Annotated in this window: 12 protein-coding genes, 1 tRNA gene and 1 other RNA gene; 7 read left to right on the top strand and 7 right to left on the bottom strand. The window is 38.8% G+C overall.

The window, feature by feature from the left end; translation table 11 throughout:
* Positions 1-140 precede the first annotated feature (140 nt).
* The 3 genes from AC6H0V_RS05685 to AC6H0V_RS05675 form a co-directional block, all read right to left on the bottom strand.
* A complete protein-coding gene (locus AC6H0V_RS05685; RefSeq protein WP_497562747.1) occupies positions 141-887 on the bottom strand; it encodes a LytR/AlgR family response regulator transcription factor in 747 nt (248 codons plus the stop codon).
* Positions 888-891: 4 nt separating this feature from the next.
* Positions 892-2487 (bottom strand): sensor histidine kinase, encoded by a 1596-nt coding sequence (locus AC6H0V_RS05680; protein WP_497562746.1) that lies wholly within the window; start codon positions 2485-2487, stop codon positions 892-894.
* Between the two features lie 520 nt (positions 2488-3007).
* On the bottom strand, positions 3008-4804 hold the full coding sequence (locus tag AC6H0V_RS05675; RefSeq protein WP_497562745.1) for a S9 family peptidase: 1797 nt from the start codon (positions 4802-4804) through the stop codon (positions 3008-3010).
* Between the two features lie 110 nt (positions 4805-4914).
* On the opposite strand from AC6H0V_RS05675, the gene AC6H0V_RS05670 reads away from it, so the two are divergent.
* The gene (locus tag AC6H0V_RS05670) at positions 4915-6414 is read left to right on the top strand and encodes a sensor histidine kinase (RefSeq protein WP_497562744.1); all 1500 of its coding nucleotides are present in this window, start codon (positions 4915-4917) and stop codon (positions 6412-6414) included.
* On the top strand, positions 6411-7103 hold the full coding sequence (locus AC6H0V_RS05665) for a response regulator transcription factor (protein ID WP_497562743.1): 693 nt from the start codon (positions 6411-6413) through the stop codon (positions 7101-7103). Before AC6H0V_RS05670 ends, AC6H0V_RS05665 begins: the two co-directional genes overlap by 4 nt.
* 362 nt (positions 7104-7465) lie before the next feature.
* On the opposite strand, the gene AC6H0V_RS05660 is transcribed toward AC6H0V_RS05665, so the two are convergent.
* Positions 7466-7541: transfer RNA gene (locus AC6H0V_RS05660), tRNA-Lys, on the bottom strand.
* 337 nt (positions 7542-7878) lie between these two features.
* Between AC6H0V_RS05660 and AC6H0V_RS05655 the strand changes: the two genes are divergently transcribed.
* Entirely contained in the window at positions 7879-9915 is a 2037-nt protein-coding gene (locus AC6H0V_RS05655; protein WP_497562742.1) for a glycoside hydrolase family 3 C-terminal domain-containing protein, read from the top strand.
* A gap of 97 nt (positions 9916-10012) precedes the next feature.
* Here the strand turns inward: AC6H0V_RS05655 and AC6H0V_RS05650 are convergent, their stop codons facing one another.
* Positions 10013-12067, bottom strand: a complete 2055-nt coding sequence (locus tag AC6H0V_RS05650; protein WP_497562741.1) for an OPT family oligopeptide transporter — start codon at positions 12065-12067, stop codon at positions 10013-10015.
* Positions 12068-12229: 162 nt separating this feature from the next.
* On the opposite strand from AC6H0V_RS05650, the gene AC6H0V_RS05645 reads away from it, so the two are divergent.
* The 3 genes from AC6H0V_RS05645 to AC6H0V_RS05635 all read left to right on the top strand — a co-directional run bounded on the left by AC6H0V_RS05645 (position 12230) and on the right by AC6H0V_RS05635 (position 16201).
* Positions 12230-12745 carry a D-glycero-alpha-D-manno-heptose-1,7-bisphosphate 7-phosphatase gene (locus AC6H0V_RS05645; RefSeq protein WP_497562740.1) on the top strand — a complete coding sequence of 172 codons (516 nt, stop codon included), beginning with the start codon at positions 12230-12232 and terminating at the stop codon, positions 12743-12745.
* Positions 12746-12843: 98 nt separating this feature from the next.
* Positions 12844-14733: an asparagine synthase (glutamine-hydrolyzing) gene (gene asnB / locus AC6H0V_RS05640; protein WP_497562739.1), complete on the top strand. Its 1890-nt coding sequence runs from the start codon at positions 12844-12846 to the stop codon at positions 14731-14733.
* Positions 14734-14824: 91 nt separating this feature from the next.
* Positions 14825-16201 carry a hypothetical protein gene (locus tag AC6H0V_RS05635; RefSeq protein WP_497562738.1) on the top strand — a complete coding sequence of 459 codons (1377 nt, stop codon included), beginning with the start codon at positions 14825-14827 and terminating at the stop codon, positions 16199-16201.
* Positions 16202-16415: 214 nt separating this feature from the next.
* Here AC6H0V_RS05635 and fsa read toward each other — a convergent pair whose 3' ends face one another.
* Both fsa and ffs read right to left on the bottom strand, forming a co-directional pair.
* Positions 16416-17075: a fructose-6-phosphate aldolase gene (fsa, locus tag AC6H0V_RS05630; protein ID WP_497562737.1), complete on the bottom strand. Its 660-nt coding sequence runs from the start codon at positions 17073-17075 to the stop codon at positions 16416-16418.
* Positions 17076-17160: 85 nt separating this feature from the next.
* An RNA gene (gene ffs, locus AC6H0V_RS05625) (signal recognition particle sRNA small type) lies at positions 17161-17260 on the bottom strand.
* A 403-nt stretch (positions 17261-17663) separates the two neighbouring features.
* Between ffs and gltB the strand changes: the two genes are divergently transcribed.
* Complete coding sequence (gltB, locus tag AC6H0V_RS05620) at positions 17664-22172, top strand: glutamate synthase large subunit (RefSeq protein ID WP_497562736.1); 4509 nt, start codon at positions 17664-17666, stop codon at positions 22170-22172.

Here is a 22172-nt window from a genome sequence, read left to right as displayed (position 1 = left end):
GTTTAAATTAATTCAAGAGAAAAAAACATGGGTAGATGTCATTGCCATCGATAGTAAAAGGATCACAATTATCCAAAAGCAGAAAACCATCTCTACTGGAGCTCGGGCAATTCCAAATGCTAAATAAAACTACTATATTACTATAGACGTTGCAACGCTTGTTTAACCGTTTCCTTGTTTGGTTTAGAGACAGGGATTTTTTCTCCGGACGTTAAGAGTAGAATACCGCCGTCTTCCTTTAACCAGCTTTTTACATATTTTGGATTTACCAGATGGCTTTGATGAGTTCTTAAAAATCCGTTGGGACGTAGTAAATCCGCATATTCCTTCAACGATTTAGAAACCAATATTTTCTCGCTATTCGCCAGAAAAAAATACGTATAACTATTGTCTGCTTCGCAACGTATAATTTCCGATAAAATAACATACCTTATTTCGCTCTGCATCTGTAGGGCTATTTTATTAAGGTTCGTTTCTGGCTTTTTTAGTTGTTGCAGTAAAAAATCGAGCTGGGAAGTCTGTCTTTGTGTTGCAAGTTTATACTCGGCTTTATTTACCGCAATTATCAATTCTTCAATATCAATTGGTTTTAAAAGATAATCTAAGGCCGCAAACTTTACAGCTTGTATGCCATATTGGTCATAGGCAGTAACAAAGATAACTTCGAAATTACGCTCCGGAAGCAGTTTGAGCACATCAAAGCCGGTCTGCTCGCCCATTTGAATATCCAGAAACACTAAATGGGGGAAATATTTTCCAATACCATCCACCGCATCATTTACATTTTGCGCGGTTGCCACTATAGCTACCTGCGGACAATGCTTTTCCAGTAGAGCCTGTAGGTTTTCTAAGTTGGAAATTTCGTCATCTATTAAAATTGCCTTCATTATATTATAGCCAATCGGTTAATGTTAACCTTATTTCAGTGCCATTAGTGGTGGATTGTATATCTAAAGTAAAGCGATTTTCTTTATAAATACTATTTAGGAGTTCTATTCTACTATCGCTTAATGGAAAGCCCAAACCATTGCTATTTTTGTCGGTGTCGAATCCATTTCCATTATCAGTAACGGTTAACACCAGGTCATTTATTTGCTTAATACATGTAATCACAATTTTTCCATCTGAAGCTTTTTTCGATATGCCGTGCTTTACCGCGTTTTCTACAAAAGGTTGCAGCAGCATGCTGGGTATCTCTATGTTTTCCAAACCTAAGTTTTCGGAGTGATTAATTTCGTACGTGAAGCCAAATCGCAACTGCTCCATTTGTAGATAGTCGTCTAATAATTTTTTTTCCTGCGATAAACTTATCAGTTCTTTATCATCCAATACGTTGCGTGTTAGCCGAGCAAATTTAGAAAGGTATTTATTGGCATTGTCTATTTCGTTTTTGTTCATTAAATTCTGAATTCCAGAGAGTGCATTAAACAGAAAGTGTGGGTTTAACTGCGAACGAATAGCGTTTAGTTGAAGTTTTGCCGTATTTTTTTGCTGCTCTTTTTCTGCCAACTTTTTTTTGTTTCTTTTTTTGATGAAGTAAAGCATAACAAGAAAGGCTAGTCCGATGGCAAATGCCGCGACAAGCGTCCATATCAAAAGTTCTCTTTTTGTATAATTTTCTTCATCTAACGTGATAAAGAGCGTATATCGGGTAGAATATTTTTCTATATCTCTTGCCGAAGTATTTCCTTTAATAAATGGCTGAATGATAATTTCATACTCTCCTGATTTTTTGAAAATGTTTCTGTCGATTTTTACATAAGGTGAAAACTCATGTTCTTCATCAACGTAGCCGCCATATTCCCAAGCAGTTGATTGGAAAATTGTTTTATTGGTTTGCTTATCTATTATTGAGGTATAATAAAGATAATCAATATCTGATCGGTTTTTAACAATTGTTAATTCATCATCTTTTTTGGTAAGAATAAGGTCTGTTCTGTGCTTTGGGTCCGTAATCCAATTGTAATCAACGCCTTTATCAGTTTCGAAACGCTTTGAAAAACCTTTGATTTCGGCTTTTGGAATAGGCTTTCCGTAAAAGACAGATTTGTCGATATCGAGAGGCTTTTCGATGCTGTAGATTAAAGTTGTAATGATTTTGCCACGTATAGGAAAAGTACCAAGTGTTGTAGAGCTGAATACTTCGTCTGGCATGTCAACATCTTTTAGTTGTGCTTTATCGATAGCCTTGTTTACCACTATCGGCTTATTATCGATTAAAATGGTGTATCTATAGTGCTGTACATTGTTTGTCTTTCTTAAATAAATCTGGATACTTAAATTAGTTACATCTGGTAAATAATTAAAGGATGTACGGGGCTGATTTGGGAACTTATTTGAATAGAATACATTTTTGGCCGAACTGTCTACACACATGACAAGTTTCCCGCCAGCAGCGTAAATGTGAGAAAAATTAATGCCTTTTTGCGCATTTACTGTAGATAGCGCTGTAATGAGGCTGAGAAATATGAGGATTATCTTTTTCATAATGTGAAGTTTAATTTTTATCAAACTTGTAGTAATAATAGCGAAACTAAAACCATAAAATAGTAAAGGCGGTGGTTGAAATAGTAGATGTATGGTTTTGTGCAGTATTTGAATATTACCAAGAGTTAACCTACCGATAATGTGGTTTAGGGTTAAGATGCATATTCATGCTTCTAATTGGTACACCGCTCAATAGCATTATCTAAGCGCGAAAATACGGCGGGCAATTTGAGGGGAAAGCCCTTTAAACAAAAACACCCTTTCATTTGCATAAAGAGGTGCTTGTGATCCCGCGGGGATTCGAACCTAGTCGAATTTTTAGCGTTTATTCAATATCTGGGAGGTTTTGGATTTAGTACTCACCGAATCACTCACCTTTTTATTATACGTTTTAGCTGCAAATGCTATAGATTAAAGTTAAGAAAAATTACAAAGATCACCCAAAATATTTTTTCACTAATTTTTAAGCAATGTTATGGCTCGACAATTATTATAATAACTAGGTTTATTTACATGAGATTTAATTCTCACTTAATAATTTATTGATTGCCTGCCAAAGCAACTGCCTGTTTTTGACATCTTCTATCAAATGTCCCTCGTTTTCAAACAACAAAATCTTACAAAGTGTATTTTTCTTCGCTGCAGCTTCATAGAAAGCCTTTGCATTAATATCATATGGAATCTGTGTATCTGTTTTACCAGCAACGATCAGGAATGGTTTAGTTAAGTTTTTTATATTTTCGATGGGAGAATAATCAAGATATTTATCATGGAGTTGTGCTGGATCTCCCCCCATCCCAGCAGGTAAGCCAGACATTCTTTTTAATTCAGCCTGCTTGATCCAATCTGCGGCACCATTGATCGCTATTCCGCCGGCGAAAGTATTTGAATGCGTTAAATAATAGTAGGCCATTGTCGCACCGTGGCTATGCCCCATTACCCATAATCTGCTTTTGTCTATCCTGAATTCATTTTCCGCCTGGTCTATCAATAGCTCGGTATCCTTCAATTGAACTTTTCCATATTCATCTTTTTGAACCTGGGAACTGATGCCCCTTGTATTTGGAAATATAATGATATAGCCCTTTGCCAGGTATTCAAACAAGTGCTCATATAAGAAGTACTCCAACTTGGGATACTCATCTCTGTAATTACCATAAGGAATAACTATTACCGGATGCAGGGTCCGGTCTTCATTGTAGTTTGAAGGCATATAGATATAGGCAGATGACATTCCCCCATCACCATCCTTATACAATTTGGTGACATAATTATAGCTGCCCAGTGGGTTACTTTGGGCAAAGCTTTTTACGAGCGTACTTTTTTTCGACCGAAGCTCTTTTCGCCAGATAGCTTTAGGTTGGGTTCTTGATTCCCTAAAGTAAAGCATGTCCTCTTTGAATTTGTCAACCTGATTGCCCAGGTAGGTTTCATTCTGTGACAGGACAATAGTTTTGCGATTGCTTGATAGTTTGAGTATCCCTGTCTGTTTGACCCCTTTCACGATCTTTGTGAAAACGATACTGCTATCATCATAAAAACCTGTCGCCGTTTCGCCATCATCGAGTTTGATGGTAACCCTGGTCAAGGTTTTATTCAGCGCATCCATGCGGAATAGCATTGCTTTGTTACCTTCAGCCACCGCCAACAGAAAACGACCGTTCCTCGACCAGACTAGCTTCCTAAAGAACGTATCTTCAAAACTGATCGGTGGGATGATTGCAGAGCCGTTTTGATTCGTGACATGCAACACAGATCGGGCACTTTTGTTTAGATAACGATAACTTGAATAGGCCAGGAAATGGCCATTATGGCTTATGCCTACATTTCCAACGCTGGCGGTATCACTGGTAAGTGCTGCAATGGTCTGAGCTAAAATATCTATCCTGAACAACTGCAGGGTTTTGGCACCGCCATCTTTTTGCTCGGCAGAGAAATATAGTTGTTGCCTATCATTGATAGCAGCTTGCTCTATTTGGTAGTTGGTAAACAGGATCAAGGAATCTTGTAAGCGGTGCTTTATCTTCTTCAACACCCGCGTTTGCACGCTGAAAACAAATAGCTCCGAGTTTTTTTCGAAGATCAAAAACTTTCCATCCGGTGTCCAGTTTAAGAACCGCTGGTTGCCATTGTCATTCAGACCTTTATCGATGTAGAGGCGTTTTTGGGGTATGGTCATGTTTTCAATAAACAATGAATCACTCTGCAAATAGGCCATTTTACCGTTTTTTATGGTAATATTATTGACACTTTGTGCAAACGTGCCGCTGCTAATGAGCAAGCATAACAAACTGGCTATATATTTATAAACTATCATGGTACAAAATTATCTGCCAGCGAGATAAGTAAGTACTAATCGGCGTTAAGCAGTGTTAATTAGTGTTAACTAGTATAGATTGACCGGGACAGTTCGTAATTTGCAGGGAGATGCGAAACAAAATAAATCTGACCATCCTGTTAATGGCATTTTGCACGCTTTTTTTAGTAGGTCTGCAATTACATTGGAACTACCAATCCTATAAAAGCGATAGCAGGGTCTTTAAAAGCAATATCAACAGCTCACTGGAAAAAGCGGTTGTTGGACTAATGGACCTCCGCCGTGCTGATTTCACGGAAAGGTATAAAAAATGGCTTAGCGATACCAGCTTGATTGAAATATCCTGCCATTACAACGACACGGCTCAATCGACCGTTTTCTATATTAAAGATAAACATCCCCCCTATAAAAACAGGCCGCCGTTTCCAATAGGCCTGGAAGATTTTAACCAGCACCTGAAACAGATTACACCTGCAGCAAAAATGTATTTCATAGATCATTTTACCAAAACACTTCTTCAACGTGACCTTAAATCTGGTTCAGCATATTTTTATACAGAAAGATTGGGTGATTCTTTAGCAAGGGCATTTCGAACGGACAAGATCAACGTCGCCCAACTGATAAAGCTTTACAACCGTGAACTTAACCACATAGATATCAATAATGAATTCAATATAGAATTGACAACATATGAGTCTAATGGTTTTGCCACTAGTAATAATGTCCGACAGGAAGGGACTTATTCAACTCAAATGTTTAAGTATGGCTTTAGCACGCCTTTCTGGGCAGTGAAAGCTATTTTCCCTGATCCGAACCTCATTTTTTTAGAAAAAATGAAATGGGTACTTCTTAGTTCCATGATTTTGATCGGTATGACGATAGCCAGTTTCACCCATACGGTTAAAACCTTGCTGTCTCAAAGGAAATTAACAGAGCTGAAAGATGATTTTGTAAACAACATGACCCATGAATTGAAAACACCGGTAGCAACTATCAGCATCGCAGCAGAGGCGATGCAGGATCTTAAGCTGAGTAGGGTATCAACAGAAGAATATTTAAGTATCATTCGCTATCAGGCAAGAAACCTGACCAACCTCATTAATCAGATATTAAAAAGCATGCTTAGTGAACAAACGATGATCCACCTTAACCGTGTAGTTATTTCATTATGGGATGTTTTAAACACTTGTATCGAGCAATATCAGCCACAATTGAAAGCGGCCAATGTATCTATAAACTTAGATGTGAGAGAAAAATTTATTTTGGTCAAAGCAGATGCAGCTCATTTAGCAAATGTCATCGCAAATCTTTTAGATAACGCTATAAAGTATGGCGAGCAAAATCAGGTAATTCAGGTTCAATTGTATAGTAAACAGCAGCAAGCTGTTTTAAAAATCACTAATACTGGCCCGTGCATTCCCGAAAAATACCAAAATAGAATTTTTGAACGTTTTTTTCGTGTACCGATGGGGAACATCCATGATGTCAAAGGCTACGGACTTGGTTTAAGCTACGTAAGGGACATCATCAGCCAACACGGTGGTAGCATCACGGTCAATAGCCAGTTTGCTAGAACTACATTTACTATTCAACTCCCATTAGCAAGATGAGAACAGCCCGAATATTATTGCTTGAAGATGAGATGCAACTCGCCAAGATTGTAAGCGAAACTTTGCAACATCATGGTTTTTCAGTCATGCATGCAGAGAACGGCCGTATCGGTTTGGAGATCATCTTTCAATCTACTTTTGATCTTTGTGTCGTAGACGTGATGATGCCATTTATGGACGGTTTTACTTTTGTAAAGGAACTCCGGAAGACCGAAAAATATATTCCAGTCTTGTTCCTAACGGCTCGTTCACAGGATAAAGATGTTATAGAAGGTTATCATATGGGCGGGAATGATTACCTAAAAAAACCTTTCAGCTTGGAAGAATTGGTCTTGCGTATCAAAGAATTGCTGCGCCGCAATAGCGACAACGAACCAGAAACAACACAACCTCTGACCATTAATAGTTTTTCTTTTTTCGTCGCACGACAGGAACTAATTGACGGTAACCAAAATGTTATAAAGCTGTCTCACAAAGAAAGTGAACTTTTATATCTACTGGTTCAATACAAAAACCAGTTATTAGATAGGAAAATAGTTTTGAAGAAGCTATGGGGAGAGGATAATCCATATAATGCCAGAACAATGGATGTTTTTATAACTAAGATTAGGAGACATTTACAAACAGATCGCTCCATCGAAATCATTAATCTAAGGGGATTTGGCTATAAGTTATTGATAAATAGTTGACTATTTTACGAATTCCCATCAAGTCCAAAGACTCTTAGTAAGTTAAATACAATCCAGACAAATTGAATTGATTTATTTAAATAAATATCAAAACATAGAGTTCAATTAAATCATGTTTATATGTTAATTTTCTTCACGTAAAATTAGCTTTGCAGGATGACGTTTACAAGATGTACAGTTACTGAACTAGTTGTAATACAATTAGTTATAACTTATTCGGTGACTCGCGAACTTTTCTAAAACTACTCACCGAATCGCTCACCATTTATAGGGGAATTGGTGCATGTTTTAGTGTTTTCCCTAAAACCAAAAACCTGCAATCATTTGATTTGCAGGGTTTTGTGTAGTTTTGATATTGAATCTGGTGATCCCGCTGGGATTCGAACCCAGGACCACTACATTAAAAGTGTAATGCTCTACCAGCTGAGCTACGGAATCTACTTTAAATTAAAATGTTTCGTTTGCCTTAAAGTGGTGCAAATATAGGAGTATGCGAGTTGCCATGCAATTTTTTTTTAGGCTATTAGCGTAGTCTATTGATTTATAAGGGTATTAATTGTAGATTCAAGTTTGAATGTAGATATACGCGCTTTTTAAACTATAGAAAATTGTAAATTGATACGCTTTAATTGTTCACATTAATTCAAATCCCATGTTTCGCTATCTTCTTTTTTTCGCTCTCCTATTTGGATCTCCTTGTTGCTTTGCGCAAAATGAACCGTATTTAAATCAGCAATTGCCGCTAGAAACAAGGGTCAAAGATCTGCTCAAAAGAATGACGTTAGAAGAAAAGGCGTTACAGATGAATAATAATGCGCCGGCAATAGACAGGCTAAAGGTTCCGGCATATAACTGGTGGAACGAAGCCTTACATGGGGTAGCAAGAGCAGGATTAGCTACTTCATTCCCTCAGGCTATTGGTTTGGCCGCAACTTTTAATGAAAAAGGAATGTTTACCATGGGAACAATGGTGAGCGATGAAGCTCGTGCAAAACACCACCAATTTGTAAGAGAAGGAAACCGAAAAATCTATACAGGTTTAACTTTCTATTCGCCCAATATTAACATTTTTAGAGATCCACGATGGGGACGGGGCCACGAAACCTTTGGCGAAGACCCTTACCTTACCGGTAAGCTCGGGGTTGCCTTTGTACAAAGTATGCAGGGCGATAATCCCAGATATTTCAAGACCATTACAACAGCAAAGCATTTTGCAGTGCATAGCGGACCAGAGCCGCTTAGGCACGAATTTGATGTTGAACCAAGTAAACGAGACCTCTGGGAAACCTATCTGCCAGCCTTTAAAATGCTAACCCAAGAAGGCCATGTGTATTCTTTTATGTGTGCCTACAATAGCGTTTATGGCAAACCTTGTTGTAGCAACGCCTTTTTATTGAATGATATTTTGCGCAATAAATGGGGCTTTAAAGGTTTCGTAGCTACCGATTGCGGTGCAGTATACGATTTCTTCATGTTCCACAAAACGGCAAAAGATAGCGTAGAAGCGGTAGCTCAGGCCATTAGAGCGGGTTCAGATAACCAATGCTGGGGTTATGGAAGCTCCGTAATCCCTGCCATTAAACAGGGTTTATTAAGAGAAAGCGAACTCGATACCGCTGTCGCCCGTTTATTGCGTGCAAAATTTAAACTTGGGGTTTTTGATTCTGAGGATTCTAATCCTTATTCGAAAATTCCTTACTCGGTGGTTAATAATGAAGCTCATCAGTTACAGGCACTTCAAATGGCCAGAGAATCGATAGTGTTGCTTAAAAATTCAACCAATTTACTTCCACTTAAAACCAACCTAAAAAGCTTGGCCGTGATTGGGCCCAATGCCAATGATGCACAAATTTTGTTGGGCAATTATAATGGTACTCCTAAACACATCGTTACACCCCTAGAAGGGATCAAAAATGCTTTTAAAACTACTACTATACGTTATGCGAAGGGATGCAATGTAATTGATACACCAAATTATAAGTATCAGAAAGATTTCGCTGATGCGATCTCTGCTGCAGCAAATGCGGAAGTTATTGTTTTTGTGGGAGGAATTTCACCTCGACTAGAGGGCGAGGAACTCAAACTAAAAGTACCTGGTTTTTTGGGAGGAGATAAAACCGACCTTAATCTGCCAGCCATCCAAAACAAATTACTCCAAGAGCTTAAAAAGTTAGGTAAGCCCATTGTTTTGGTATTGCTTAATGGAAGCGCACTATCCATTAATTGGGAGCAGGAGAACATGGATGCCATTGTAGAAACTTGGTACGGAGGCGAGAGGGGTGGCGAAGCATTAGCAGATGTGCTTACAGGTAAATACAATCCCGCTGGGAGGTTGCCCATTACCTTTTATAAATCCATTAATGATATCCCCGCTTTCGAAAATTATAGTATGGAAGGCAAAACATACCGATATGTTAACAAACCCGTACTTTATCCATTTGGCTACGGATTAAGTTATACGCAATTTAAGTATAGCGATTTAACTCTTTCGACGCCTATACTTACTGCCAAGAAACCTTTGGAGATTAACTTTAACTTAACCAATATAGGCAATTACAATGGCGATGAAGTGGTACAGCTTTACATCAAACAAGTGGGTAAAGATATGCCACTTAAAGAACTGAAGGGCTTTAAACGGATCTATTTAAAAAAGAATGAAAAACAACGTGTTTCATTCAAATTAACTCCTGCTGATATCCAGCATTATAATGCTAGCAAAGATGAGATGCTTACACAATCAGGCAAGGTACACCTCTTAATAGGCCCTTCATCAGCTAAAGCGAGCTTAATTGGGAGTTTTGAGTTAAAATAACCGATTAAGATCTGAATAAGGTATTCATTACGTAGAGGCCAGAGCTATCAAAGCCTCTATGTGTTCTATGTTTTATGTGTTTGAATACGGATGCGCGCTACACTTCTTCCCGCTTTTTCATCCCAATATTGTACAGCGCAAATCCCATAAAGAGAAAGAACATCACCCCTAAAATCTGATAACCACCCTCTCCAAACCACCTTATAGAATCAGGACCAATGTCTATTTTGCTCAAATTATCGCGCACCGCCGGAATAACCATCAGAACAGCTACAATTACACCTGCAATAGCACCCCCAGCAACCAGCCCCGTGGCAAATAAATTTCCTGGAGCTATATCGTCATCTTCATCTGCTTTATTTTTTTTCTTTTCACGCCAGTTTACTAAACTTTTAATTGCACCGCCAGCAAAAATCGGTAGCGTAGTAGATAGGGGCAAGTAAGCACCCACCGCGAATGAAAGGGCATTAATGCCGCAAAGTTCTATCGTAATGGCTATAAAAGCACCGATTAACAATAATTGCCATTCAGGTTCATTCCCTAAAATCCCTTTAACTAATGTGGCCATTAAGGTTGCCTGTGGGGCCGAAAAGGCTTCTGTTCCAATCGCGTGATGTATGCCCTGACTAAGCATTTGAGCTGTTGGTGTATCTAATATTTTTACCGTAAAACCAATTACTATCGAAGATACAATAGCACCAATAAATAGGGCTATCTGTTGATATTTTGGAGTAGCCCCAACCAAATATCCTGTTTTTAGATCTTGAGAAGTAGCGCCGGCATTTGCAGCTGCGATACAGATCATTCCACCAACTACCAAAGCCATAGGTTCGTATAACTTACCGGTCCACCCAACGGCAATAAACACTAAACACGTGCCCATAATTGTAGCAATGGTCATTCCCGAAATGGGATTGTTACTATTGCCAATCAAGCCAACAATCCGACTTGAGACTGTTACAAAAAATGCTCCGAACACGATCACAAGTACGCCAATGATCAATTTGTTGAGGATGCTATCACCAGGTATCTGCGGCAAAACTGCCATTAAAATAATCAACATCAGACTTCCAATGGCCACTACTTTTAGCGACAAGTCTCTATCGGTTCGTTTGGCAACCTTTCCTGCTTTCACCTCCTTAATAGAAAGCAAACTCTCTTTAAATGATGAAATAATGGTGGGGATGGTTTTAATCAAGGTTATAAATCCACCAGCCGCCACTGCGCCCGCTCCAATCTGTTTTACAAATGCCTGATAGATTGCCCGGGGGTAATCAGCAAAGGTTTGTGTTATTGGATCCCAATTTCCTGCCCCTCCAGGTTTGGTTAGATCTGCCAGCAATCCTAATTTGTATAATTGTTTGGCAGCAGTTAACGGATCTATTAAGGTAGACAATAGTGGAATTAAGGCTAACCAGGCCAATACCCCACCAGCAACCAATATGCCCGAAATTTTTGGCCCGATAATATAGCCAATACCCATATATTCAGGAGTAATTTCGCCGCTAACCTGGGCAGATGGCAAGTATTTGCTAGTTTGTTTCGATGCCCATGTGGGTACTTCGGCAATTACATGGAATACCTTTTGTAGCAGCGCATAGGTTAAAGAAAACCCTAAGCCCCAGAATGCGGTTCGAGCAAAACTGCCGCCTTTCTCGCCAGCCTGTAATACCGACGCACAGGCGGTTCCCTCTGGATAAGGAAGGTTCTCGTGCTCTTTTACGATTAACGACCTGCGCAATGGGATCATCATTAGCGTTCCCAAAATCCCGCCAAGGATAGCTAGGATCAAGATGGCCATGTAATTAAAATATACTTCGCCAGAACTCACCCCATTTGAACCTGCACTTAAAAATAAGAAACCGGGTAGGGTAAAAACTACACCGGATGCGATCGATTCACCAGCAGATCCAGTGGTTTGAATAATATTGTTTTCTAGAATAGTTGTTTTGAAAAATTTTTTGCCCAATGTAATAGCTAAAACGGCAATCGGAATAGAGGCCGAAACACTTAGTCCCGCTTTTAGTGCTAAATAAACTGTTGCCGCTCCGAAGATGATACCCGCAATTGAACCTAATAAAATAGATTTTATGGTAAATTCTGCCATATTGCTTTCAGCGGGTACAAATGGCTTAAATTCTTCCTTACTCATGTATGATTAGTTTAGTTAAGATAAACTTACTAAAAATAAGCAGAAAGCGAAAAGTAGATGCAAATGCTAAAGTTTGTTTTATGTACATAAAGTGTGAAAAGTAGCCATTTTACTCGTTTTTCGGATTTAGTCTTTTAAGCTTAAATAAGTATCTTCGCCACAATGAAAAACAAGGCCATATTTTTAGATAGAGACGGTGTGTTGAACCATGAAATTTACGATTACATCTGTAAAGTTGAAGACTTTGAAGTGTTGCACTATCAAATTCCCGTACTCAAGCGTTTTTATGATGAGGGTTATATACTAATCGTGATTACTAACCAAGGCGGAATAGCGTTGAACCGTTATACTGAAGAAACATTAGCAAAAATGCATCAAATTCTATTTAGCGCTTTTGAAGCTAAGGGAGTAATTATTACTGCTGCCTATCATTGTCCACACCACCCATCGGTTTCGGTCTGTTTGTGCAGAAAACCTTTACCTGGAATGCTTTTGGAGGCCATTCATGCCTATAATATAGATCCATCTTTATCCTTAATGATCGGAGATAAGCCACGAGATCTTCTCGCGGCCGAAAAAGCGGGTGTGAAAGGGATTTTAATCCAACCTGACGAGCAATTAAATGAGGTACAAATCAGACAAGTGTTAAACGACAAACTCTTTTTAGCGAAAACTTAATTTTTTTTTAAAAAAAATTAGGTATTCGATTTTTTCTATTTGTACATTCGAGATGCTTTTTATAAATCTGTGCTTCATCAAACAAATAATTATTTCAAATGTGCGGTATTTCCGGGATTGTAGGTAAGGGAACGAGCGAACAGCTTGGTAGGATGGTATGTGCCATGCAACATCGGGGCCCCGACGATGATGGGGTTTGGGGAGAAGAAGGAGTGCAACTTGGGATGGCAAGATTATCTATTCAGGATCTTAGCATGGCAGGCCATCAACCCATGATTTCAGACGATGGGAGATATGTGATCGTATTTAATGGAGAAATTTACAACTATCACATTCTTAAAAAAGAGTTTTTATCAGGCGAACAATTTAAGTCCAATTCGGATACTGAAGTTCTTTTAAAACTTTATGCAAAGATGGGCAAAGATTTACTTCAGCATTTGAGGGGGATGTTTGCTTTCACAATATGGGATAAAGAAACAAAAGAACTGTTCGGTGCCAGAGATAGAATGGGAATAAAACCCTTTTTATATTACAAAAAAGACGGTCTTTTTGTCTTTGCCTCAGAGCTTAAGGCGATTCTCTCTTCTGGATGGGTCAAAAAAGAGATCAATAAAAAAGGACTTGCTGATCTCTTTTTATATGGTGCGGTTCAATGGCCTGATACCATGATAACTGATGTGATATCTCTAGCGCCTGGAAATTATTTTATATATAAAAACAATAAATTAACTATAGTCCCATATTGGGAATTTCCTACTACCATCAACACATCCATTTCCTTTGAAGAAGCCATAGAAAAATTCAAAAGCTTATACGAAGAGTCTGTAAAATTAAGAATGATTTCTGACCGAAAGGTGGGTATTTTTTTAAGTAGTGGCATAGACAGTGTTTCTATGTTAGCCAACTTGAGGTCACAAAATATCGATAATATACGAACCTGTACCATCGGATTTGAAGATAAACACAAAAGATTTTTTAGTGAAATAAAAAAAGCAAAAGAACTTTCTACTCACTTTGGCTATGAAAATGATGCCGTATTGATAGGGTATGAGGATGTGAAAAAAGATTTCGACAAATTTATTTTTGCACTGGATCAACCCTCAGTGGATGGGTTGAACACATATTTTGTTTCTAAAGCTAGCAAGGATTACCTAACCGTGGCCTTGAGCGGACTAGGTGGAGATGAACTAATGATGGGTTATCCCAGAAATCTCAATGCGTACAATTTCCTTTCCAGAAAATCAACCACCAATATATTTGGGGATTCGCTCTTAAGAAACAGATTGTTCCACGATAAAAACACTAAATTTTTAAACCATATTAATAATTTAATAGGGGGGAGCAAAAACGAAAAATTTCAATATTTGGGACACCGCTTTATCATTTCGCCCCATCGGGTTTCAAAATTATTAAATAATGATTATGAATTAACCGAACCCAATCTAATCAAAGATTTTTTCAAATTTGATAATGGTAATTCAATGTCGCTGAGCAATAAACTTTCCTATTATGAGATAAGGTCATATATGCTAAGTCAGTTGTTGAGAGATATGGATACCGTTTCAATGTCCCAATCAATAGAGGTAAGATTTCCTTTAATAGACCATAAGATAGTAGAACTACTATTCTCTTTGCCATCTGAGTTTAAGTTCAGAAAAAGCAATAAGGTAAATCACAGTACAAGCTCTCAAAGTTATGAAACTACGGGCAATAAACGTATTTTGATCGAAGCCTACCGATCAGAATTACCAGCAGGTTACCTTGATCAACCTAAACAAGGTTTTCAGTTACCTGTGTATGATTGGGTTGCCAAAGCTTTAGATTCAGAGATAATTTCAATTCTAAATGAAAAAGAAAGTAGCGAATACTTTAATAGAAATGCTATTCAAGAAAAAGCCGACCAATTTATGGCAACCAAACAATTAGATACTGAAACATTTCTTATAGTTGTATTTTTGAAGTGGCTGAAAATGATCAATCAATTGTAGTTCCGCGCAGAAAATCTAAACGATTAGCAGGGAATTTCTAATTTTTTTTCAAAGCCTATTTTTCCAAGCAAATACCGTCAAGATCTTTATAATGACCAAACTATCTTCTTTATTTAAGAAAACCATGGAGACGCTTGAGACCCTTAAACAACAGGATGCTGTTTGGTACAAGGGTTTAAACGTTGGAGATCTGCTAGTTGCCGAAATCATGGCAAATCAATTGAATAAGAAAAAAGACGGTCCAGGATTATTCTTTAAAGTTAAAAATGTAATTAAATCCAAGAAAGATAGGTATGCACTTTCTTTTAAAGAGAAATTGCCGGATAACTATATGCTCGTTTTTGTGAATGAGACCTCCCAGTGGAATAACATCTACCCTGTAGTGCTAGATCTAGAAAAGCAGCATATTAAAGTTGTTGTCCTATCTACCAAGCCAAAATTGGTAAATAAGCTTATCGGTTCGGGAATTAGTGCAGGATTAATTAAAGGTTTTTCTTATAAAATATCTGAATGGTTAAAACCGAACGTTTCAAAAGATGGACCTTTGGCTACTATCCAATATTATCTTCCCCAGGTTAGATTTCTGGAGAAATATATAACTAAACTATTTTTGGCAAAGCGCCCAAACTATGTCTTAATCGGCAACGACAATACTTTCGAAGGGAGGCTCTTTGCCAGTCTTGCAAAGAACCATCATATTCCTACTGGTATGATCCAACATGGGGCATTAGATAGAATAAATCCTTTAAATGGTCGTATTCTCGTTGATCAAATCTTCGTTTACGGCCAAAAAGCTTCGTTAGAGCTAGAGCATCTAGGTATTCCTACTTCGAAGATAATAATATCCGGATGGCCCCAAAAAGGCCAGCAGATCAACCAAAATGACGAAAGTCCTTTTTCATTTTTTAAAGATTTTGTAGTTACAACCTTTAGTGGTCATGGCCATAGCGTCAGTAAAGAACATCATTTTTTAATCATCGAAAACCTAAAAAAGTTGCAACAGGAACTTAATCTAAATATGTGTATTAAGCTGCATGCAAAAGATGATAAAAGTAATTACGTAGGCTTTGATCCCAAAAAGACTCTTATTTTAACCAATGATGATCTGATAGACCAAAACATATCTTTTTATGGTTTATTAGCCCAAGCGTCAATTGTAATTACAGGTGCAAGTACCTCTGTTCTCGATGCCTTATTAATTGGCACTCCGGTAGTCTCGCTCGACCTTCTTAATGAATATGGGGATGTGGGGTTCATCAAAGACGGATTAACATTTCATGCCAGTAATTATGACACATTTAAACAACATGTTAAACATTTACTGGATTTAAAATCTAATGGAACAGCTGATATCTTAGGAGAAAAGAAAGCACTTATAGAGAAATATTATTATAAATTTTATGATAAAAATTATGCTCCAGAGGAATCTATAAGTAAAGAAATTTGTTTAAAAGCCGGTTTAAATTGATTTTCGTTTAACAGCTAATACTTAACAGTATTCAGTTGGCAATGCATTTTTCCGCATTACAACTAAGGGCGTACACTTAGGTGTCTAAGGCGTCTCAGGTGGTGAAATACCAGCTGTGCTAAGATGGATATATCTATTATAAAAAAGCCCCGGAATTTATCCGAGGCTTTAAATATCTATACGAGGACTTAACAAGCCTCCGGGAACTCATTAATTACTTTCCAGCTCCTTTTGCATGATCAGCTAAAAATGTAGCTAAACCACTGTCCGTTAAAGGATGTTTTAATAGGGCGGTTATTGCAGATAACGGGGCAGTAATCACATCAGCACCTAATTTAGCACAGGCAACAATATGTAATGGACCACGGATTGAGGCTGCTAAAATCTCTGTTGGATAGCCATAATTATCAAATATCAAACGGATATCCTCAATTAATTGAAGTCCATCAGTAGAAATATCATCTAGGCGACCTAAAAAAGGTGATACATACGTAGCACCGGCTTTTGCTGCCAATAAAGCCTGTCCGGCCGAAAATATTAACGTACAGTTAGTTCTTATTCCTTTTTCTGAAAAGTATTTAATTGCCTTAATGCCGTCTTTTATCATCGGTACCTTAACAACAATCTTAGGGTTCAATGCAGCTAAAGCTTCACCTTCTTTTATGATACCATCAAAATCAGTGGCAATCACTTCAGCACTAACTTTATCGTCAACGATATCACAAATGGTTTTGTAGTGTGCTATTACTTTTTCTTCACCAGAAATCCCTTCTTTAGCCATTAAACTCGGATTAGTGGTAACACCATCCAAAATGCCTAAATCTTGTGCTTCTTTAATCTGATCTAGATTTGCTGTATCAATAAAAAATTTCATAATCCCTTAAATTCCCTTAGGAAATAGTTAATGTGAGAAGAATCCCTGATTATTACGTCGCCCCTTCAGGGGGTAAGGGGAAAAAAATGGGCAAGCAACTTTTATCGCACCGCTACAACCTTCTACCCTTGCTGTGTTCCCACCCTGGGGGAGTTCAAAGGGAGCTGATCGTAAAAGACTTGCCCGGCACAAAGGTAGAAAAAGCAAGCGTTTTACGAAAAGAAATGTGGTAAATTTTAAATCAATTCTTATTGAATTGATTTATAGATGATTGGCATGGAGCATGGAGCAAGAGGTATCAGAAATGTAGCTTAAATCAAGGTATTCCATTCTAAAAAAGAAAGGTTTTGCGATAACTGAGCTCCAGGTCCCATGCCCCACGCTAATTACTATGCATAAATAGTATTATTCCATTTTATCAAATTTATAATTGACATCGATTTCATTTAACAAAATGACAAATATCTAGTACGATATGATACAAAATATGATTATATCTCAAAAATATTACCGATAACGTAATTTGCAATTAAATTTGATTATCTTAGTGTTTCCTATACACTAACTACTAAACCAGAGAGAACACAGATGGAAAGCTTGAATGAACACCAAGGACTATACCGTAAAAGTTTCGAACATGATGCCTGCGGCATTGGCTTCGTAGCGCACGTAAAAGGGCGAAAATCGCATCAGATTATTTCAGACGCCATCACCATTCTCGAAAACCTCGACCACCGTGGTGCCTGTGGCGCCGAAACAAATACCGGAGACGGCGCGGGAATTATGATCCAAGTTCCCCATGAGTTTCTTTTTGATGAATGTTTAAGAACAGGTTTCAGCTTGCCTCCGTATGGAGACTATGGTGTAGGGCAACTTTTTTTGCCAAAAGAAATTAGAGCTAGAGAAGAATGTAGGGAAATTATCTATCGCACTGCAGAAAAATTAGGACTTGAGGTATTAGGATTTAGAAAAGTACAAATCGACACTACTGATATCGGTGATATGGCGCTCTCCGTAGAACCAGAAATAGAACAGGTGTTTGTAGCAAGACCCTATCATATCGCCGAAGGAGCGGATTTTGAACGTAAACTTTTTGTACTTAAAACTTATCTCACTAAAACCATCTATAATACGGTGGCGGGAAGTAAGGAAGATTTTTATATCGTTTCCTTTTCTTCACGGACGATTATATATAAAGGACAACTTACATCTTTACAAGTTAGAACCTATTTTACAGAATTGAGTGATAAACGCATGGTTTCCGCATTTGGACTGATCCATTCGCGTTTTGCAACCAATACTTTTCCATCGTGGCGTTTAGCACAACCTTTTCGTTTTATAGCCCATAATGGCGAAATCAATACCCTTCAAGGAAATTTGAACTGGTTTAGATCCAGCGTTAAGTCTTTCGCCTCACCGTATTTTACACCCGAAGAATTGAACATGATTCTTCCCGTTATAGATGAGACACAATCAGATTCTGGATGTTTAGACAACGTAGTTGAATTATTACTCCATGCCGGACGTTCTTTGCCTCATGTGCTTATGATGCTTATTCCAGAAGCCTGGGATGGAAATGATGATATGGATCCGATCAAAAAAGCATTCTATCAATTCCACGCTTCGTTAATGGAACCATGGGATGGGCCTGCTGCTATTGCGTTCACAGATGGACGTTTAATCGGTGCCACATTAGATCGCAACGGTCTTCGTCCATCTCGTTATGTTTTAACCAGCGACGACCGGGTAATTATGGCTTCAGAATCTGGAGCATTGGCTATCGATCAGAGTACGGTGATTGAGAAAGGAAGGCTTACTCCAGGCAAAATGTTTGTTGTAGATATGCAACAGGGCCGCATTATCAGTGATCAGGAAATTAAACAACAGGTTTGTGGTCGCAGGCCATATGCCGACTGGATTAATCAATATCAGATTAAATTAGAAGAATTGCCAGAGCCAAGGGTAATGTTTACCAATTTGGCCGAGGACTCGATTTTTAAATACCAACAGGTTTTTGGCTATAGCCGGGAAGATATTGATATGCTCTTAAAACCTATGGCGATAGAGGCAAAAGAGGCAATAGGTTCGATGGGAACAGATACACCCTTAGCCATACTATCAAAGCAGCCACAACATCTATCAAATTACTTTAAACAGTTGTTTGCACAGGTAACTAATCCGCCTATTGATCCTATTCGCGAAAAAGTAGTGATGAGTTTGGCCGGTTTTATGGGAAACAATGGTAACTTACTAGAAGAAAACCAGATGCAATGCCATTGTGTAGGCATTAAACATCCCATTTTAACCAATCTCGAACTAGAGAAACTCCGAAGCATCGATACGGGTCTATTTCAATCTAAAACCCTACAGATGTATTTTAGGGCGAACGGAAACCCTGGCGCCATGCAAAAAGCGCTAGATCGCCTATGCCGTTATGCGGTTGATGCGGTTGAAGACGGTTTTCAGGTAATTGTACTATCCGATCGCGCAATAGACTCGGAACATGCCGCAATACCATCGCTTCTGGCCGTTTCTTCGGTACATCACCACCTGATCAGAAAAGGATATCGCGGCGCCGTTGGAATCGTAGTTGAGGCTGGCGACGTGTGGGAAGTCCACCATTTTGCTACTTTAATCGGCTTTGGTGCCACTGCAGTAAATCCTTATCTGGCCTTAGAAACCATTCGCAGGTTTGATGCAGAAAACGGAATAGCCCCAGAAAAACTCATCGCCAATTACATCTATGCGGTTAATAATGGATTGTTAAAGATTTTCTCTAAAATGGGAATTTCAACCCTTCAATCTTATCACGGAGCACAGATATTTGAAATATTAGGCATCAATGAACAGGTGGTTAACACACATTTCACCGGAGCGGTTTCCCGCATAGGCGGACTAGGACTGGATGAAATTGCACAGGAAACATTAATCAAACATCGCCGTAGCTTCGGACCAAAAACGCAGGCGGAACCTATTTTAACAGCAGGTGGAACATATAAATGGCGTAGAAGGGGAGAAAAACACTTGTTTAACCCAGAGACGATCCATTTATTACAGAGTGCCACCAGAAAAAATGATTACGCAACCTTTAAGCGGTATTCGAAATTAATTAATGAGCAAACACAGCAGGCCTACACCATTCGAGGATTGCTTGAGTTTAATTATAGTAGACAAGCCATAAGATTGGAAGAAGTAGAATCAACCGAATCGATCCTAAAAAGATTTGCAACTGGCGCCATGTCATTTGGATCAATTTCTCACGAAGCCCATTCTACCTTGGCAATTGCCATGAACCGCATAGGCGGAAAAAGTAATACTGGCGAAGGAGGTGAAGATGAAATGCGCTATCAACTGCTAGAAAATGGCGACTCGATGCGCTCTGCTATTAAACAGATTGCTTCGGCACGTTTTGGAGTTACCAGTTATTACCTAACCAATGCCGATGAGCTTCAGATCAAAATGGCACAAGGGGCGAAACCAGGTGAAGGCGGGCAACTACCAGGGCACAAAGTGGATGATTGGATTGCTAAAGTTCGGCACGCCACACCAGGGGTAGGACTAATATCGCCTCCACCACACCACGATATTTATTCTATCGAAGATTTAGCACAGCTGATATTTGATCTTAAAAATGCCAACAGAGCTGCCAGAATTAACGTTAAGCTCGTTTCTAAGGCAGGAGTAGGTACCATTGCCGCGGGTGTTGCCAAAGCCCACGCTGATGTAATCTTGGTTTCTGGTTACGATGGGGGAACGGGTGCATCCCCACTAACATCTATACAACATGCAGGTTTACCATGGGAATTAGGCCTTGCCGAAGCCCATCAAACCTTAGTAAAAAATAGATTAAGAAATAGAGTAGTGGTGCAAACCGATGGTCAGCTTAAAACTGGTCGTGATATCGCTATCGCTGCGTTATTGGGTGCAGAAGAATGGGGAGTAGCCACAGCGGCATTGGTAACATCTGGATGTATCATGATGCGTAAGTGCCACCTCAATACCTGCCCGGTTGGAGTGGCAACACAGGATCCCGCATTGAGAAAACTATTTACCGGCGATGCGGATCATGTAGTTAATCTGTTTTATTTCTTGGCCGAAGAACTTCGTGAAATAATGGCCGAATTAGGTTTTAAAACCGTTAATGAAATGATTGGTCAGTCGCAAATGCTCCAAACACGAACAATAAATGATGCGGATTGGAAGTTAAAATACGTTGATTTAGCACCCATTTTATATAAAGAACCAGATCATGGCTTGCCATTATATCAAACAGAATTCCAGGACCATGGATTGGATGCTGTTTTAGATCATCAGTTGATTGAAAAAGCACAACCAGCTATTTTAAATAATGAGCCTGTATTTGCCAATTTTGAAGTGAAAAACACTGACAGAGCCTTGGGAACGATGTTATCCAATGAAGTCTCTAAAGTACACAAAGGAGCAGGGCTACCGCAAGATACCATCAATTTCAAATTTCATGGCTCTGCCGGACAAAGTTTTGGTGCTTTTGCAGCGAAGGGTTTAACTTTATCACTAGAGGGTGAGGGTAATGATTATGTAGGCAAAGGGCTTTCAGGGGCCAAACTAGTAATCTATCCTTTCGGGAATATCAATTATGTACCCGAACAGAATATCATAATTGGAAATGTGGCGCTATATGGCGCAACTTCTGGCGAATTATATGTAAGAGGAAAGGCAGGGGAGCGATTTGCGGTACGAAACTCGGGCGCAACAACTGTTGTAGAAGGGGTTGGCGATCATGGTTGCGAATACATGACCGGTGGCGAAGTGCTGGTAATTGGAGAAACCGGCAGTAATTTCGCAGCAGGAATGAGCGGAGGAATAGCATGGATCTATGATGTAACCAAAACCTTTGCGAAAAAATGCAATCCAGAAATGGTTGATCTTGATCCCCTTCAGGCAGAAGATGAAGAACGCATTGCGGTTTTACTAAAAAACCATATCCGATTAACTAACAGTAGGGTTGCAGAGTTTATATTAAGTGATTGGGAAACACAATCTTCTCACTTTGTAAAAGTATTTCCTAAAGAATATAAAGCAGTTCTCTTACAACGTCAACAAGTTAAAATCAATTAA

This window comes from Pedobacter sp. NO84 (assembly GCF_059703915.1).
This window is presented reverse-complemented; position numbering and strand designations above follow the sequence as displayed.